Genomic DNA, 17,257 nt, shown 5'->3' with positions numbered 1-17,257 from the left:
ACTATCTGTTACCGGTCAAGCCAGCGAAACCTCAAAAGCTTCAATCTTCGACATGGCGGGCTATCGTACGGGCACGTTGCCGTGCGAGATACCACCCACTCCATGCCCACAAGCCTGCGCAAAGTGCGCCGACCACAGCCGCCAACAAGGCCCCGTGGGCCGATAGGTCGAATGCGCTTCTGGCCCAGCCGCTGATCGCGTCGCCGGCGCGGTACACCAAGGTGTCGATAAAGCTTTTCGCCTTGTACTTCGTTTCGGCATCCAACGGGGCGAACAGCATCTCGCGCCCGGGACGGATAAACGCGTACTCACCGATCCGGCGCACAATCATCAAGGCGGCGAGCAGGGCGAAACTGGGTAGCAAGGCAAGGCCAATGAACCCTGCGCATACCAGTGCTGGTACAACTACCAGCAGGCTACTCAAGCCAAACCGCTGAGCGATCCGCCCTGTGATGAATAGCTGCGTTGCCAGTGCGCCTACCTGCACGGTGAAATCGATGAGGCCAAAGACACGCACTTGTTCCTCGCGAGTAGGGAATCGAAGCGAAACCAGGCGTGCCTGCTCGAAATACAAAAAGGTGCTCGTCGTGGCCAGCAGTAGCACAAACAGGCAAACCATCCGCAGATAAGGAGAGCTAACAATGCGGGTCAGACCACTGAACGGGCTACCGGGCACAGGATGCCTTGGGTTTTCGGTGGGCACAGCACCAGGGCGTCCTGCACCGCCTGATGCCCGCCATGTCAGCAGGTAACGCTTGAGCGCCAGGGTGACCAGCAGCAACAGGGCGCTCGTCAGCACCAGCCCGGCCTGGCCAAGAACATTGACCAGCAGCGCACTGGCCATTGGCCCCAGTAGCCCCCCTACACTCGAACCTGCGGCAATAAAGGCAAAAAGGCGCCGCGCCTGGGCATTGTCGAACACGTCGGCCATCAGGCTCCACGCCACTGACACAACGAACAGGTTATACACGGAGATCCAGACATAGAACGTTCGGGCCAGCCAAAGGCTGTCAGGGTGCACGGTGAACATCATGGCAAAGGCGATGAGGTTCAGGGCGAATACTCCATACACACCATCAATAAACCGGGCCCGTGGCATGACAGAACTGAGCCAGCCGAAAAAGGGCACCGCGATAAGCATCAGCAGGAACGTTGCGGTGAACAACCATTGCAGATTATCGACCCCGCCTTGAATGCCCATGGCCTCGCGAATGGGCCGTAGCATGAAATAGCCGCTGAACAGGCACAAAAAAAAGGCGAACCCGGCGAGCGCGGGGCGCAGTTCGCCTGGCAAAGTGTTGATCGCTTGTCCTGCTCGCTTACTGATCGTTGCCATACTTTTTACTCTGGTGATGCGCAACCGATAAACGGCAGTGGCCCCATCAAATGGCCTGTTCCGCCTGCAGGCGGTGGGGGCGTATTGCCTGGGAGCGACAGTAATGTTCACAGGGAAACTTCAGGCGCTCCTTTAAGCGTCTATGGTGGTGTGAGCAACGTAGCGAGGCGTTTTTCCATGATTACGAGGAATTATCCAGGTCCGCCCCCGCTGAATATTACACGCAGGTCGTTCATCCAAGCGGTTGCGGTGGCCGCGAGCTCAGTGCCCTTCGGTCGGGCTTGGGGAGATATACGCGTGCCTACGCAAGGTCAGAAAATGCTCAGTCGCCCTATACCGTCGAGCAACGAACCGTTACCCGTCATTGGGCTCGGTACTTACCGCGGGTTCGATGTGCAACCTTCCTCTGCTACGTACGAAAATCTGCCCGGCGTGCTCGATGCGTTGTTCGACAGAGGGGGATCTGTAATCGATAGTTCACCCATGTATGGGCGCGCCGAGCAAACCACTGGCGACCTGTTATCGGCGAACACCACGCAATCGTCGGCCTTTCTCGCCACGAAGGTTTGGACGCAGGGTCGAGCCGAGGGAATCGCCCAAATGGAGCGGTCTTTCAAGCTGCTGCAAACCGAGCGTATTGATCTGATGCAGGTTCATAACCTGGTGGACTGGAAGACCCATCTGCCGACACTCAGGCGCTGGAAAGAGGAGGGGCGTATCCGGTATATCGGCATCAGCCATTACACATCTTCGGCGTATAGCGACGTTGAAGCAGTGATCAAAGCAGAGGCCCTGGACTTTTTGCAGATCAACTATGCTTTGGATGACCGTGCCGCAGAAAACCGGATCTTGCCACTGTGTTCCGAGCGCGGTGTGGCCGTACTGTGTAATCGTCCCTTTGGGGGAGGTGGTTTGCTTTCGCGCTTGCAAGGAACGCCACTGCCCGCCTGGGCCCCCGAGGTCGGGGCGACCAGTTGGGCTCAATTGGCACTGAAGTTTCTGATATCCCACCCCTCGGTAACCTGCGTGATTCCAGGGACAAGCAATCCACAATATATGGCTGATAATGCGCTCGCAGGGTTCGGTTCACTGTTGAATGAGCGTGAGCGCAATGAGCTGACAGGTTTGATCAGCTAATCATGATTGCATCGAACGCTGCTGGCGCGTTTGCGGCACTTGGGCTTTCACTTGGAAATGAAGTGGATGACGAACTGCCCAGCCAACTTTTCTGCCTACGGTGTATTATTTGAAGCGCTTTCGTCAGCTGCCGACAAATCTGCTGCCTCGGCTACCCATCCCCCGCCGGTTGCCTTATACAAATCGATCATTGAAGTAAAAACCCTGCCTCGCGTGCGGGTGTAACTCAGTTGAGCATCGAACAGGCTCCGTTCGGCATCCAGTACCTCGATATAGCTGGTGTAACCGTTGTCGTAGCGTAAGCGGGCGTATCGGGCGTAAGTGCTTAACGCTTCAACCTGACGCGCTTGGGAGGCCATCTGCTCGCGGGATTTGCTGGAAGAGACAAGCGCGTTTTCCACGTCGCTGAAGGACGATTGAACGGCCTTCTGGTAGCTGAGCAGCGCTTGTTGCTGAACGGCTTCGGCTTGTTGGACCTGCCCGGCGATCCCGCCAGCCGTGAAGATCGGCAGGCTCGCGCCAACGCCGTAGGACCAGGTGGCAGCCGGCCCGGTGAACAGGTTGGAAAGCTGGCTACTTACCGAGCCCAGCACGCCCGTTAGCGAAATCGCTGGAAAGTATTGAGCCTTGGCCGCTCCGATCTGGGCATTCGCCGAGATCAGGTTCAACTCGGCCTGGCGCAGGTCCGGGCGCCGTTGCAGCAGGTCCGACGGTAAACCGGCAGGCACTGCAGGCAGCGTCAGTTGCGCCAGGTCGCGCCCCCGCAGCACAGGGCCAGGATTGCGCCCAAGCAGTAATGCCAGGGCGTTTTCCTGTTGTGCGACCAGAGGCTCGAGTTGGGCCACGGAAGCCTGGGTGCGCTCGTATTCGGACTGATTTTGCGCCAGTTCCATTTCCGAAATGGTCCCGGCGCCAAAGCGCATTTTGAAAATTTCGTAGGAGTCACGCCGCACGTTTGCCGTGGTGCGGGCAATGTCCAGTTCCCTGTCGAGATCACGAAGGGTGACGTAGCTTGAGGCCACAGACGACACCAGGCTGAGTATCACGCTGCGGCGTCCTTCCTCCGATGCCAGCAAGTCAGCACGGGCGGATTCGTTCAAGCGCCTCAGGCGGCCCCAGATGTCGAGCTCCCAGTTCACGCTGAGAACGGCCTGGTAGTTTTTGTAAACCGGGTCTATGGAAGCGTCCAAGGGTACCGGGCCATTGCTTCTGGGGGCTCGGCTGCGCTGAGCCACTCCATCGAACCCGGCTTGGGGAAACATCAGCGATCGAACTTCGCCATAGCGGCCTTGAAACTCTTCTACCCTTGCAGCGGCGATCTTGATGTCTTTGTTTTCCAGCAACGCGCTGCGAATCAGTTCGTTCAGAACAGGGTCCTGGAACTGCTCCCACCATTGTGTGTTGGATAAATCCTTTGCTTCGTATTCGGCATAACGGTAGCTCGCCGGGATTTCAATAGCCGGGTGCTGGTAGTCGGGGCCCACCGTACACCCGGGCAGGATCACACATAGCAGCAGGGCCGAAGGTTGGCGCATGTCACTCCTCCCTGGGCCGGTTCTCTACTGCCCCGTGAGGGAGCGGTGCAAAGCCGGTGCTCCGCTCCGATTGATCCACCGTAGGCGCAACGTCTTTTTTCCCGAACATCCGCTCGGCCAGGTAGTAGAACATGGGGATGAAAAAGATCGCGATAGCCGTGGCCGCCAGCATCCCGCCGATAACCCCCGTGCCGATGGAGTGGCGGCTGTTCTCGGATGCGCCCACGGCGATGGCCAGCGGTACGCAGCCAAGGATGAACGCCAGGGACGTCATCACGATGGGCCGCAAGCGTTCCTTGGCCGCGACCATGGCAGCGTCATAGGCGGACATGCCGTTTTCCCTGTTAAGTACTGCAAACTCGAAGATCAGGATCGCGTTCTTCGCGGCCAGGGCTACTAGCATGGTCAGGCCGATCTGGAAGTAAACATCATTACTCAGCCCGCGGATAAGCACAGCGAGCAGCGCGCCAAACAATGCAAAGGGCACAGCAAGCAGTACGCCGACGGGGAGCGACCACTTCTCGTACTGCGCGGCCAGGATAAGGAACACCATTACCAGGCCAAAGAGAAAGACTTGAGAGGAAGCGCCTCCGCTTTTTTTCTCTTCGAACGCTTCGCCGCTCAACGCCAGTGAATAATCATTGGTCATGATTTCAGCGCTGATTTCCTCCAGTGCCGCGAGCGCCTGGCCAGAACTGTAGCCAGGGGCGGGGTTGGCGGTGAGTTTCACGGCGGGGAAGTTATTGAAGCGCGTAAGAAGGTCGGGGCCGGTAATGTAGCGGGTCGTCAGCAGCGCCTTGAGCGGCACCATCCCAAGATTGGTGCTGCGTACATAGATTTGCTGCAGGTCCTCGGCCTTGAGCCGATAGGCGGGCTCGGCCTGGAGAATAACCTGCCACAGCCGGCTGAACTTGTTGAATTGCGACACATACAGGGAGCCGAACATGGTCTGCATCGTGCTGTAGACCTCTTCCACCGGTACGCCAAGGCTTTCGGCTTTTTCCTTGTCTACATCGACCATCAACTGTCGGGAGAAAACATTGAACGTTGAGGTTATCGCCCCAAGCTCCGGCCTCTCCTTGGCTTTCACAATCAGCGTTTCCACCACTTCGGCCAGCTGATTGATGCCAGCGTCGCCCTTGCCTTGCACCCATACCTCCATGCCGCCCGTGGTACCCAGGCCAGGAATGGACGGGGGATTGACCGGCACGATCACGCCTTCTTGTACGCTCGAGAACGCATGGCGCGCTTTTTCCATGACTGCGGGGGCGCTTTGCTGCGCGATGGTGTCGGCATCCTGGTAGCGCCCTTCAAAATCCTTGAAACCCACAAAAAACGCCGCCGCGTTGTTCTTGTTCTGGCCGTCGAGCAGGCTATAGCCATTGACGATGGCAACGCCTTCGACAGCGGCGTCGTTCATGAAAAAGTCACTGGCAACCTTCCCGACCTGGCCAGTGCGATCCAGGCTTGCGGCATCAGGCATGATCACCGCGCCCAGCAGGTAGCCTTGGTCTTCGGGAGGCAGAAAAGCACTGGGTATGCGCTGGCCTATCAGCAGGATCAGCACAACCATCGCCGCAAACAGCAGAAGGGCCAGCACGAAACGCTTGATCATGAAGGCCACGGCGCGGGAGTAGCCCTCGGTGAGGCGTTCGAAACTGCGTTCGAACCCGCGAAAGAAAGCGTTCTTCTTGCCGTGCTGGGGCTTGAGCAACAGGGCAGCCAACGCCGGCGACAAGGTCAGGGCCACCAGCCCGGAGATGACCACCGAGATCGCGATGGTGATCGCGAACTGCTTGTAGAGCTGGCCCGTGATACCCCCCATGAATGCCACCGGAATGAACACCGCGCACAACACCAGCACAATCGCCACGACTGGGCCAGCCACCTCATCCATGGCGCGTTTGGCGGCGTCCTTTGGCGTCATCTTGTGAACTTGCATGTTGCGCTCGACGTTCTCGACCACCACGATTGCGTCGTCCACTACGATGCCGATCGCCAGCACCATGCCAAACAGTGTCAGCATGTTCACCGAGAACCCTAACGCCGACATGCCTATAAACGTACCAACAATTGATACCGGCACCGCGATAACCGGAATCAGCGTGGCACGCAGGCTCTGCAGGAACAGAAACACCACGATCACCACCAACACCAAAGCCTCGAAGAAGGTATGGATAACCTCGGCAATCGACGCGCGAGTGAACGCGGTCGTGTCCATCACTACCTTGTATTCAATGCCTTGAGGAAAAGTGGCCTTCATGTCCGCCAAGGTTTTCGTCACTGCTGCCGAGACGTCGAGGGCGTTGGCACCCGGTTGCTGATACACCGCGATCAGCGTTGCCGGTTTGCCTTGATAGGTGCTGCGCAGCGAATAGTCTTTCTGCCCGAGCTCGGCACGCCCCACGTCCTTGAGCCGAACGATGGCAACGCCATCGCTGCTGGCACGCAAGATAATGTTCTCGAATTCGGCAGGCTCGGTGAGCCGTCCTTTGGTAGTGACTGCGAATGACTGCTCGACGGCGCCGCCGGTGGGGGACTGCCCGACACGGCCGACCGCAAACTGCTGGTTCTGATTGGCCACTGCCTTTTGCACGTCAGCGGCGGTGATGCCCAACTGCGCCATGCGATCAGGCTTGAGCCAGATTCGCATCGCATAATCGGGCGTGCCGAAAATGCTGGCCTGATTGGCGCCAGGGATGCGCTTGATCGCATCGAGGATGTAGAGGTTGGCGTAGTTGGCCACGTAGGTGCTGTCGTATCGGTCCCCGGCGGAATAGACCGCCAGTACCATCATGAACGCGGAGGATTTTTTCTGCACTTGAATGCCTTGGCTTTGAACAGCCGAGGGCAGTTGCGGCAAGGCCAGGTTCACGCGGTTCTGCACATCCACCTGAGCCAGCGAAGGGTCGGTGCCTATCTCGAAGAACACATTGAGGGTCATGTTCCCTGTCGCCGAGCTCGACGAGTTCATGTAGATCATGTTGTCCGCGCCATTGACCTGCTGCTCGATCGGCGCTGCGACGTTATTGGCCACCACCTGCGCGTCGGCACCTGGGTAGGTGGCGGCCACGGTAATCTGCGGCGGCGTGATGTCCGGGTATTGGGCAACCGGCAACTGGAGCATCGCCACCGCGCCCGCCAGGGTGATCACGATAGAAATGACCGAGGCAAATATCGGCCGCTCGATGCAGTAGTGGGAAATGCTCATTGGCGGCTTCCGCGGGCGGCGCCTGATAAATCGGCCCCTGCTGTCTTCGCAGGGGAGGTGCCAGCGGAGCCTGGTTCAGGCGCCTCGACAATGTTGATCGCCCCTCCTGCAGTAACCCTCAGCGCGCCGTCTACCACAATGCGTTCACCGGTCCGCAGGCCGTTACTGATAAACCAGTTATCACCCTGCCATTCGCCAACCTCCACAATCCGCTGCTCAGCCTTCCCCTGACCGTCAACGATCCACACAAAATGGCTTTTCGCGCCTTCCAGCACCGCCTTCTGCGGGACCAGTATGGCGTTCGGGCGGACGGCGCCCTTGGCCAGGGCACGCACGAACTGGCCGGGGCGAAGCAGGCCCGTGGGGTTGGCGAGCACCGCCCTGACCATGAACGTACCGGTCTCCTGGCTGAAGGAAGGCGCAAGGAAACTCACTTTGCCCTTTTCAGGCGCTACGGTGCCGTCCGCGAGCACGACCTCAACGACAAAATCACTGCGGGCCGGAAATACCAGGCGTCCAGCTGCGATTTCGTCGCGGTACTTGAGCGTTTCGTTTTCCGACAGGCTGAAATTGACATACATGGGGTCCATCTGGGCCACGGAAGTCAGCAAGCCGGACTCGCCCGGCGTGACGTAGCTGCCTTCCTGTTTTTTAGCATCACTTGAAACGCCGCCAAGAGGGGAGGTGATGGTGGTGTAGCTGAGGTTCAGTTGAGCGGTGCGCACGGCACCTTCGGCGGCAAGGACCGCGGCACGGGTCTCGCGCTCCGAGCCAACGGCATTGTCCAGATCCATCTTGCTGACCGCGTTTTGCGCTGCCAGCGGACGTATGCGGGCCAGGGTAGCCTTGGCCACTTCATAGCGGGCCTGCTGCTGTGCCATTTGCCCCTGGGCCGAGGTCAAAGCGGCTTCAAAGGGCTTGCGGTCCATCTGGAACAGCGTCTGCCCGGCTTTCACCAGGTCCCCCTCTGTGTATAGGCGACGGTCCAGAAAGCCGGCAACACGCGCGCGGATCTCCACCTCACGGGAACTCTGGGTCTGGGCTACGAATTCGAAAATTACCGGGGTATCGCGGGCGGTGACCGTCATCACGGTCACGTCGGGGGCAAGGCGAGTTGGGGGAGCGGGCTCCTTGCCACATCCGGCAAGAAGCGTCGATATTCCTATCAACAGGGCTAACGGCATGCCCGGATGAGCTCTGACTGCGTTAGCCATCGAGTGAACCTCTACTGTCCGTAGATGTCATGCAGAACAGCGTAGTTACGATTCAGGCCAAGGGCCTACCGTTAATCCGGTGTTTGCAAACGGCAGTTGTCTTCAGTTCCCATATGGAAGCTTGCAACTGGCCTGGGTGAACTCGCTTATCATCGCCGCGATTGCTTGCACATTAGCCTGCTGCGCCGTGACCAGGTCATCCACCGATTCGCCCGCAGGCGATTGCATAATGCCTTGGCAGTTGAGTTCCGTGGTCGCGCTGTCAGTCAACCGCTTCGTGCGCAGGCGCCATTTGACATCAAGCAAGGCGTAACGGCCCGGCACTAGGTCGAAACGCTGGACATCAACGCGCAGGGAGGTCTTGCTGGCCGGAGCGGGGTGTCGGTTAAGCTGGTCTACCAGCGCGCCCTGGAGTTCGTCGGCGAGGCTTGCACCCCACCAGTCGGTTTCAAGTATGGCCAGCCCATGAACGCCCTGACGGACCACGATTTGAGTGCGATCAACCTGCGCGGGCACCGTCACGCGTTCGATCAGCAGATTGCCAGTAGGCTGCACGGTTCGTGCAGGGCCTGATAGCAAAGGCGTCAGCGTGTGATAGTGCACCGGCGCGCTGCGACAACCCGCAAGCAAGACAAGCGATGTGAACAACGCCACCAGGGAAGTGCGCATGCGGGCTCGCTCCATTGAACGGTCAAGGTGGCTGATTTTCGAAAGGCGCGTTTTTCGCTCGACCACGGATTGGCGACTCGGGGTGCCGATTCAGATATTCGGACAGTTCACGTAGCGACCGGGAAGTGCGCCCCAATTCGTTGATTGCTTCGCTCAGTTGCTCCCGCTGCGGTGAATCTTCGGAAAGCGCGGAGTTAGCGGTTTTCAACGTGTTACTGACGTCGGCCAAAGAGGTCTGGACCGCCGGCAAGGTTTTACCGCTGAACTGGTTGAGAACGCCGCTTAACCCGCTCAGGCTGCTATCGAGGTTGGCGGCGATGCGGTCCAGCGGCAGGCGAGCAATTTTCTCTACCACTGCTTGCAGCTGTGCTTGCAGCTGGTCCAGGCTGCCCGCAATAGTGGGCAGCACCACAGGCCGGGCGTTGATATCGAACGCTACTTTCTGGGCGTTCGGATAGAAATCCAGCGAGATGTACAGTTGGCCGGTCAGCAGGTTGCCGGTTCGTGCCTGGGCACGCAAGCCGTGCTCTACGAAGCTGCGGATAATATCGATGCCCCCGCGCTCATCGGCAGGGTCATGGTCGAGCACCTGCAACATGCGGCTATGGGCCCGGCCCAGGCTTTGCGGGTAGATGGCTATGCCTACGATAATTGGAAACTTGTCGTTGCCGGGCTCGAAGTCGAGGTCTATTGAAACTACTTTGCCAATTTGCAGCCCTTGGAATTCTACCGGCGCGTCGATCTTCAGGCCTCGCAGTGCCTGGGTGAAACGCAAACTCATGTATTGCGCCTTGCCCAGGGGCGGGGCCAGGGCGGTTTGCTCGTCTGCCAGCAGGTCGAAACGGGTCTGCTCGTTGGCCATGGGGCTCTGGCGGCTGTACTCAGGGGCTCGAAAGGCAATGCCGCCCACCAACACGGACGACAACGATTCAGTTTTCAGGGTGAAACCGTTGGCGCCCACTCCGATGTCGATGCCGCTGGCGTTCCAGAAGCGAGTGTTTTCAGTGACGTAGGCGTCGTTGGGCGCGTTGATGAATACGTCGATTTCAACGCCGTCACCGTCCTTGCCCAATGCATACGCCACCACCTGGCCTACAGGGATCTTGCGGTAGTACACCGGCGAGCCGATATCCAGCGAGCCCAGGTCTTTGGTATGCAGCGTGAAGCGCTTGCCGGGTTCGCCGTAGGTGAGCGGCGGCGGAACCTCAAGGCCTGTGAAGTGTTTGATGCGGCGGTCGGCCATGCCGACGTCGGCGCCGATGAAATCACCGGAAAGCAACGTGTCGATGCCCGAAACGCCCCCGGCGCCAATACGTGGCCGGACCACCCAGAATCGTGAGTCTTCCCGGGTGAAGTTCTCCGCGCGCTTGGCCAGTTTCACTGTGGCGATGACACTCTTCTGGTCTTCGCTGAGCTCGACTTCCGACACGTGACCGATCACTACATTGCGATATTTGACCTCGGTTTTTTCCGCCGTAAGGCCTTGGCCTGTCTTGAAGGTGAGGGTGATGACTGGCCCGGCTTGCAGGTGGTTGTGGACCAGCAGTGAAATACCTACCAGCAAGGCAATGATCGGTACGATCCACACGAGTGACACGCTCCAGCCCTTGGAGGTCTTGATCTCTCCGGGCGGGAGTGGGCCGGCGCCCTCACGCTTCATCGCTAGCCCCTCGGGCGTGGTATCCCTGCCAGATCAAGCGAGGGTCGAAGCTCATGGCTGCGAGCATGGTGAGTACCACCACCATCCCAAAGAATAAAATGCCTGCGCGCGGCTCGATAGTTCCCAGGGCCTGAAACTTGACCAGCGCCGCGACCAGAGCCACCACAACAACATCGAGCATGGACCAATAGCCCACCACTTCTACGAACCGGAACAGTTTAGAGCGCTGGCGACACGCCCATTGGCTGCCTCGCTGAGCTGTTAAAAGAAGTAAGGTCAGCGCGCCGAACTTGATCCCTGGCACCCCAATACTTGCGATAAAGATGATCAGGGCAATATCCCAGGCGCCGGCCTCCCAGAACTCCAGTACTCCGCTGATGATGGTGCTGTCCGTGCCCTTGCCAAGCATGCTGGTGTTCATCACCGGCAGAAGGTTCGCAGGAACATAGAGCACCAGTGCGGCAATGAGATACGCCCAGGTGCGGTTCAACGAGCGGGGTTTAAGCCGATGAAGAGGCGCGCTGCAGCGGTTGCAACGCAGTGGCTCGTCTCGCATGTCGCAGGCAAGCCCACAACCATGGCACAGGCATAGCTCAAGCTCATTGGCTGTGGGCAGGCCGCTCATAGAGTTGCCCACAGAGCGCGGACGTCTTTTCCCGCGATCTTGATCATCAGCACGCTCAATGCCGCCAGCGCCAGCAGGCCGATGCCAGGGATGACGTCCAACAGCCCCGCAAGCTTGACCACTGCCACCAGAGCACCAAGCAAGCAGACTTCGAGCATGCTCCAGGGCCTGAGTGATTCCAACGCGCGCATGCAGAGCATGAATGCAGGTGACCGCCTGCCGGCCAGGGCGAAGGTCACCACCCATAGCAACAGCAATACCTGAATCACCGGCGCCACAATGATCGCGATGGCGGCGATCAGCGCTATGAACGTGATCGGCCCGTCGCTAAGTGCGACCACCGAATCCCACAATGTCGCGGCATTGTGTAGACCTTTCAAATTGATGCTGATTATCGGGAAAAAATTGGCAAGCGCGAGCAATATGCCTGCGGTCAGGCATAAGGCCAGGCGTTGTTCCAGTGTGATGCTTGTGGGCCGCTGAATAACGGCGCCACAACACTGGCAAATGGCTTTCTGATGCTTTTTGAGCCGAGCGCTGCCATAGACCGAGTCGCAGTATTCACAAATGATCAGCGGGGGAAAATCCGTCATGGGATTTACCTTGTCAGCAGAGGAAACTCGCCAGAACCGATTGTGAATATAGGAGCGCTTGAGCGTTAGGCAAGGCTGTTCCCGGTTCGGAACGTAAATGCTGGACGAATCTGTTATGGAGGTTACTTTCTTGCCAATTTAACGGCGTCAAGTTGTACAGAGAAAAGACTGGCGCTTTGGTAGAAACCCGACTGCCAATCGTAACTTGCCCCGCTGTTGACACCTATATGAGTAAGTGGGCCTAGGTACCAACGAAACGTCGAAACACGCGCGCAAGCCGCTCGGGTTGTATGCGAGTTCATCCGCGCGGTGTTTATCCCAGCTCGCGACCGGCAGCTGGCCTTGACGCGCCACTGGATATTATGTTTTTTACCTATCTTATCCGCCCTTTACCATGTGTACCAAGAATGAAAACCGATGACATCGATGCATTTGTCGCCGTGGTGCGTTGCCAATCCATCAGCCAGGCCGCCGATTCCCTCGCGCTGACCCAGCCGGCCATTACGCGCCGGGTACAAAACCTGGAGCAGGCGCTGGGCGTGGAGTTGTTCGACCGCAACACCAAGCCACTGAAGCCCACCGCCATTGGCATGCAGGTGTACCAGAAGTGCCTGGCGATCCTGCGTGAAATGGATGGCCTGCGCGACCTGGTGGCGCTGGATACGCCCCCCAGCGGTGTATTGCGCCTGGGCGTGCCGCAAACCATCGGCGACATCGTGCTGCTCAATGCGCTCAAACACCTGCGCGGGCAGTTTCCGGACCTGCGTGCGCAAGTGGTTACCGGCTGGGGCGCGAACCTGGTGAGCAAGATCGAGCGCGGCGAGCTGGACGCGGCCGCGGCGCTGTTCCCGGCGGGTAAGGTGTTTGCGGAAAACATCGTAGGTGAGTCAATCGGCAAGCTTGAGCTGGTGGCTGTGTGCGCCAAGGCCGACCTGCCGAAAAAGCCGATCAAGCTTGCCGATTGCTACGACCGTGGCTGGGTGCTGAACCCCGATGGCTGCGGCTTCCGCGCCGGGTTGCAACGCACCCTCGCAGACCAGGGCCTGAGCCTGAAAGTGAACCTCGAAACTTTTGGCACCGAGCTGCAACTGGGGCTTGTGGCTGACGGCATGGGCCTGGGCCTGGTGCCCCGGCCACTGCTCGAACGTAGCGCCCATTACGAAAACCTGGCGGTGCTGCCACTGAAGGATTTCAAACCGGTGATGGATTTATGGCTGATCTACCCACGCTTCCTTGGCAACCTGCAGGCGGCGGTGAATGCCTTCGGGGAATGGGTGGCCCAGTCGTTGAAGCAGGAGCGGGATGCGGCTTGAGGGTTATGATCTGAGCCCCTGAAGTTGGGCTGGGGCTCACGCCACCTTGACCGCCGCACCCTCCCGCTTGGCAACCAACTCCCGGGTCAGCGGAATCAATCGCTTGCCATACTCGATGGCGTCTTCCAGCGGGTCGAACCCGCGGATCAGGAAGGTATTGATCCCCAAGTCGTAGTAGTCCAGCAGCGCCTCGGCGACTTGCTCGGCGGTCCCTACCAGCGCGGTCGAGTTCCCTTTCGCACCCAGCAGCCCCGCGATGCCGGTCCACAGGCGTTTATCCAGGCGGGCACCTTGCGCGGCGGCGGCCAGCAATCGGCGCGAGCCTTCGTTTGCCGGCTCCTGGCGCACAAAACCCTTTGCTTCGGCCAGGGCCTTGGCTTGCTCCAGAATGCGCTCGGCCCGTGCCCATGCCTTGTCCTCGGTTTCGGCCAGGATCGGCCGCAGTGACAAGCTGAAACGCACAGTGCGGCCATGCTTCGCGGCTTCGGCGCGCACCTGCTGCACCACCTCTCGTACCTGTTCGTAGGTTTCGCCCCAGAGGGCATACACGTCGGCATGCTTGCCGGCCACCTCGATTGCCGCCGCCGAAGAGCCGCCGAAGTACAACGGAATGTGCGGCTGCTGCGGCGACTTCGCTTCGGAGAACGCGCCTTCGTACCGGTAATACTCGCCCTGATGGTCGAAGGGCTTTTCGCTGGACCATTCCTGGCGCAGCACGCTCAGGTACTCATCCGTTCGCGCATAGCGCGCGTCCTTGTCGATGAAGCTGCCGTCCGCGCGTAGCTCCTGATCATCCCCGCCGGTGATGATGTGCACCGCCGTACGCCCGCCATTGAAGGTGTCCAGGGTGATGAACTGCCGGGCCGCGACGGTCGGCTGAATGAAACCCGGGCGATGAGCGACAAGGAACTTCAGCTTTGTTGTCACGCTCGCTGCGTGCGCCGCAACAAAGGCGCTGTCCGGGCTGTTGGAATGGTAGGCGATCAGTGCCCGATCAAAGCCTGCCGCTTCATGGGCCTTGGCAACCTTTTCCACGTATTCGGGCTGGATAACCTGGCCGCTGCGCGGGTGGATTTCCGAGGCCTGCTGGGTGCCGATATAGCCGATGAATTCAACGCTCATGTACCACTCCTTCCTGGGTAAAGGTGCGCCGAGGCGCCCGGGCGAGAACGCACCTTAGGGGAGAGCGATAACGGGTGGGAAATACTGATTAGTGCTTAGGTTATAAAACAAGTGCATGACCATTTAGGTTAAATATGCAATTTAGAGGTGAATGTCAGGCCATGCGGCCGATGAGGCATACTTTGCACACCCCTTCCGTTTTGAATGAACGCACAGCAGATGCCAGACGCAAGCGCGCTCCAGACCCAATCCACCGTTCTGGCCTATCACATGGCCTGGAAACACCGTGACCTGGAGGCGATCCTTGCGCTGTACCATCCGGACATCCGGTACAACGACTTCTTCCAGAACCGCACCTTGGCCCTTCAGGACTTGCGCGCCTACGTCACCCAAACCCTCCCACGCCACCCCGACGAATACCTGGAGCATACCGATCGCATTCGGGTGGATGGCGACACAGCGTTTATCCAGTACCAGACCGCGCTCCAAGGCGGGGGGCAGCGCGTGGTGTTCCGGTCCAGCGAGGCAATTACCGTGCGAGAAGGGCTGATCTGGCGTATCAACGAATACGCCTCCCTGGTGCGTGAGGCGCCGGGCGCCAGCCAAGCTAGCCGCGCCCCGGCGATCAGCAAGCTAGGGCTTTCCCCGCGGCAGCTGAGCTATATGGCGCGAGACCTGGACGACTACTTCCAACGCCAGCAGCCGTTTCTCGATCCTGAGCTGGACCTGCAGGCCGTCGCGGCCGCCACGGGGTACAGCCGTAACCAGATGTCTTACCTGCTCAATCAGGTGCTTGGCCAAAGCTTCTACCGCTACGTGAATCAGGCGCGGCTGGCGTCCCTGCTGCGGCGCCTGGCCGAGGAAGGCGAGGGGGCCGCGGTGGATGAGCTGGCCGCCAGTGCGGGTTTCAACTCCACCTCGGCGTTCTACAAGACCTTCCGCGCCCATACCGGCTGCACCCCCAAGGCCTGGCTCAAGGCGAATTGTACGCGTACCCGCAGATAAGACAGGCAGCGAAGCGGCTGCTTACACTCCTCGCCGAACCAACGAGTGAGGTGCGGGATGAATGGGTGGCGTGGAGTGAGTTTATGGATGGATCAGTTGGAGGAGCCGCTGCAGCCGCGAGCCCCGCTGACTGAGGACATTCAGACGGATGTGGCAATCATCGGCGCCGGTTTTACCGGCCTGTGGACGGCCTATTACCTCAAGCGCCAGGCACCCGCCTTGAACATCGTTATGCTGGAAGCCCAGATCGCCGGTTTCGGCGCATCGGGCCGTAATGGCGGCTGGCTGATGGGCAACCTGCTAGGCGAGGACCGCCTGTTGAGTGGCCTGACGCCCGCTGCCCGTGCCGAAAGCTTCCAGTTACTGCATGGCATCCCGGACGAAGTGGCCAGGGTGTGCACGGATGAAGGCATCGACTGCGACCTGCGCAAGGGCGGCGTGTTGTACGCGGCGGCCCGCTATCCGGAACAGGAGCGCCGCTTGCGGGAGCTGTTGGACGATTACCGCAAGCAGGGCTTGGGCGAGGCGGATTACACCTGGCTCAGCCCCCACGCACTGCGCGAGCAGCTTAACGTCGCCAACGCGTACGGCGGCCTGTATTCGCCCCATTGTGCAACCATTCAGCCCGCCAAACTGGTGCGCGGCCTTGCCCGCGTGGTGGAAAGCCTGGGCGTGCGCATTTTCGAGCAAAGCCCGGTGCTGCGCTGGCAAGCGGGCGAGGCGACTACCGCCAACGCGCGAGTAAAAGCAGATTGGGTGGTGCCCGCCGTGGAGGGCTACTCCAGCGAACTGCCGCCACTGAATAACCATTTGGTAGCGGCGCAAAGCCTGATCGTGGCGACCGAGCCTTTGCCAGCAGACGTGTGGTCGCAGATCGGCCTCAGCCACGGCCAGGCCTTCAGCGAAAACAGCCGGCAGGTGACGTATGGCCAGCGCACCCATGACAACCGCCTGGTGTTCGGCGCCCGTGGCGGTTACCGCTTTGGCGGGCGTTTACGGCAGGATTTCAACCTCACCGCGAGCGAGCGCGCGCTGCGTCAGCAGTTGTTCGGCGACTTGTTCCCGATGCTGCGCGACGTGCGCTTGACCCATGCCTGGGGTGGCAACCTGGGTGTGGCGCGGCGCTTCCAGCCACACATGCTGGCCGACCGTCGCCAGCAGGTCGCGCTTGCCGGTGGGTACGGCGGAGAGGGCGTGGGGGCCAGCAACCTGGGCGGGCGCACGCTGGCCGACCTGATCCTTGGCCGCGACACCTTGCTTACCCGCCAGCCGTGGGCCTTCCCGGACCGCACCATCGCTTCGTTGCCTCGCTGGGAACCCGAGCCTCTGCGCTGGCTGGGCTACAACGCGATCATTCGCAGCTTTGTGCTGGAAGACCGCGTGCTTGCCAACCCGAACACCCCACCCTGGCGTCGCCACCTGGCCGAGCGCCTGGCCGGCGCGATGGAAGGCCTGATGCACACCAAGGAGCCCTTCGCATGACGATCGAACATTTTCGCAACACCGCTACTTTCCCGCTTGGGGAAGCCAGCCCTGTAGGCCTGCCACTGGGTGAGCCCGTGGCCAAGGTGGCGAGCCATGGCGTTGAGCGTAGTGACGGCGTGGAAGCGGGTGTGTGGGAGTGCTCACCTGGCCGCTGGCGCCGGCAGATCACCCAACAGGAGTTTTGCCATTTCATTCAGGGGCGCTGCACCTTCACGCCAGATGAAGGCGCGCCCATCGAGATCCAGGCCGGCGACGCGTTGATGTTCCCTGCGAACACTACGGGCATCTGGGACGTAAAAGAGACCGTTCGCAAGAGTTACGTGCTGATTTTCTGACTGCCCCTTCCATAACG

General features: G+C 59.9%; 14 protein-coding genes. 5 read left to right on the top strand and 9 right to left on the bottom strand.

Annotated features, from left to right (window positions below; all coding sequences use genetic code 11):
- Positions 1-40: 40 nt before the first annotated feature.
- Positions 41-1,336, bottom strand: coding sequence for an NTP/NDP exchange transporter (locus G7016_RS11180; protein WP_181114058.1), 1,296 nt, complete (start codon positions 1,334-1,336; stop codon positions 41-43).
- Positions 1,337-1,654: 318 nt separating this feature from the next.
- On the opposite strand from G7016_RS11180, the gene G7016_RS11175 reads away from it, so the two are divergent.
- Positions 1,655-2,473, top strand: a complete 819-nt coding sequence (locus tag G7016_RS11175; protein ID WP_181114056.1) for an aldo/keto reductase — start codon at positions 1,655-1,657, stop codon at positions 2,471-2,473.
- Between the two features lie 95 nt (positions 2,474-2,568).
- Here G7016_RS11175 and G7016_RS11170 read toward each other — a convergent pair whose 3' ends face one another.
- The 7 genes from G7016_RS11170 to G7016_RS11140 all read right to left on the bottom strand — a co-directional run bounded on the left by G7016_RS11170 (position 2,569) and on the right by G7016_RS11140 (position 11,980).
- Positions 2,569-4,008: an efflux transporter outer membrane subunit gene (locus tag G7016_RS11170; RefSeq protein WP_181114054.1), complete on the bottom strand. Its 1,440-nt coding sequence runs from the start codon at positions 4,006-4,008 to the stop codon at positions 2,569-2,571.
- A gap of 1 nt (position 4,009) precedes the next feature.
- The gene (locus G7016_RS11165; protein WP_258195145.1) at positions 4,010-7,219 is read right to left on the bottom strand and encodes an efflux RND transporter permease subunit; all 3,210 of its coding nucleotides are present in this window, start codon (positions 7,217-7,219) and stop codon (positions 4,010-4,012) included.
- Entirely contained in the window at positions 7,216-8,403 is a 1,188-nt protein-coding gene (locus tag G7016_RS11160; protein WP_445674599.1) for an efflux RND transporter periplasmic adaptor subunit, read from the bottom strand. Before G7016_RS11160 ends, G7016_RS11165 begins: the two co-directional genes overlap by 4 nt.
- Before the next feature lie 132 nt (positions 8,404-8,535).
- Positions 8,536-9,102 (bottom strand): PqiC family protein, encoded by a 567-nt coding sequence (locus tag G7016_RS11155; RefSeq protein ID WP_181114050.1) that lies wholly within the window; start codon positions 9,100-9,102, stop codon positions 8,536-8,538.
- A gap of 22 nt (positions 9,103-9,124) precedes the next feature.
- A complete protein-coding gene (locus G7016_RS11150) occupies positions 9,125-10,762 on the bottom strand; it encodes a PqiB family protein (protein WP_181114048.1) in 1,638 nt (545 codons plus the stop codon).
- A complete protein-coding gene (locus G7016_RS11145; RefSeq protein WP_181114046.1) occupies positions 10,752-11,387 on the bottom strand; it encodes a paraquat-inducible protein A in 636 nt (211 codons plus the stop codon). Before G7016_RS11145 ends, G7016_RS11150 begins: the two co-directional genes overlap by 11 nt.
- Complete coding sequence (locus G7016_RS11140) at positions 11,384-11,980, bottom strand: paraquat-inducible protein A (RefSeq protein WP_181114044.1); 597 nt, start codon at positions 11,978-11,980, stop codon at positions 11,384-11,386. Before G7016_RS11140 ends, G7016_RS11145 begins: the two co-directional genes overlap by 4 nt.
- 407 nt (positions 11,981-12,387) lie before the next feature.
- On the opposite strand from G7016_RS11140, the gene G7016_RS11135 reads away from it, so the two are divergent.
- On the top strand, positions 12,388-13,293 hold the full coding sequence (locus G7016_RS11135; RefSeq protein ID WP_181114042.1) for a LysR family transcriptional regulator: 906 nt from the start codon (positions 12,388-12,390) through the stop codon (positions 13,291-13,293).
- 36 nt (positions 13,294-13,329) lie between these two features.
- On the opposite strand, the gene G7016_RS11130 is transcribed toward G7016_RS11135, so the two are convergent.
- Positions 13,330-14,415 carry an LLM class flavin-dependent oxidoreductase gene (locus G7016_RS11130; RefSeq protein WP_181114040.1) on the bottom strand — a complete coding sequence of 362 codons (1,086 nt, stop codon included), beginning with the start codon at positions 14,413-14,415 and terminating at the stop codon, positions 13,330-13,332.
- Positions 14,416-14,619: 204 nt separating this feature from the next.
- Here G7016_RS11130 and G7016_RS11125 point away from each other — a divergent pair, with 204 nt between their 5' ends.
- From G7016_RS11125 to G7016_RS11115, 3 genes are read left to right on the top strand one after another with little or no spacing between them, the layout of a single operon-like run.
- On the top strand, positions 14,620-15,420 hold the full coding sequence (locus G7016_RS11125) for an AraC family transcriptional regulator (protein WP_181114038.1): 801 nt from the start codon (positions 14,620-14,622) through the stop codon (positions 15,418-15,420).
- Between the two features lie 57 nt (positions 15,421-15,477).
- On the top strand, positions 15,478-16,902 hold the full coding sequence (locus tag G7016_RS11120) for an NAD(P)/FAD-dependent oxidoreductase (RefSeq protein WP_181114036.1): 1,425 nt from the start codon (positions 15,478-15,480) through the stop codon (positions 16,900-16,902).
- Entirely contained in the window at positions 16,899-17,240 is a 342-nt protein-coding gene (locus tag G7016_RS11115) for a cupin domain-containing protein (RefSeq protein WP_181114034.1), read from the top strand. Before G7016_RS11120 ends, G7016_RS11115 begins: the two co-directional genes overlap by 4 nt.
- Positions 17,241-17,257: the final 17 nt, after the last annotated feature.

The sequence above is a fragment of the Pseudomonas japonica genome (assembly GCF_013522925.1).
Classification (GTDB): domain Bacteria; phylum Pseudomonadota; class Gammaproteobacteria; order Pseudomonadales; family Pseudomonadaceae; genus Aquipseudomonas; species Aquipseudomonas japonica_A.
This window is presented reverse-complemented; position numbering and strand designations above follow the sequence as displayed.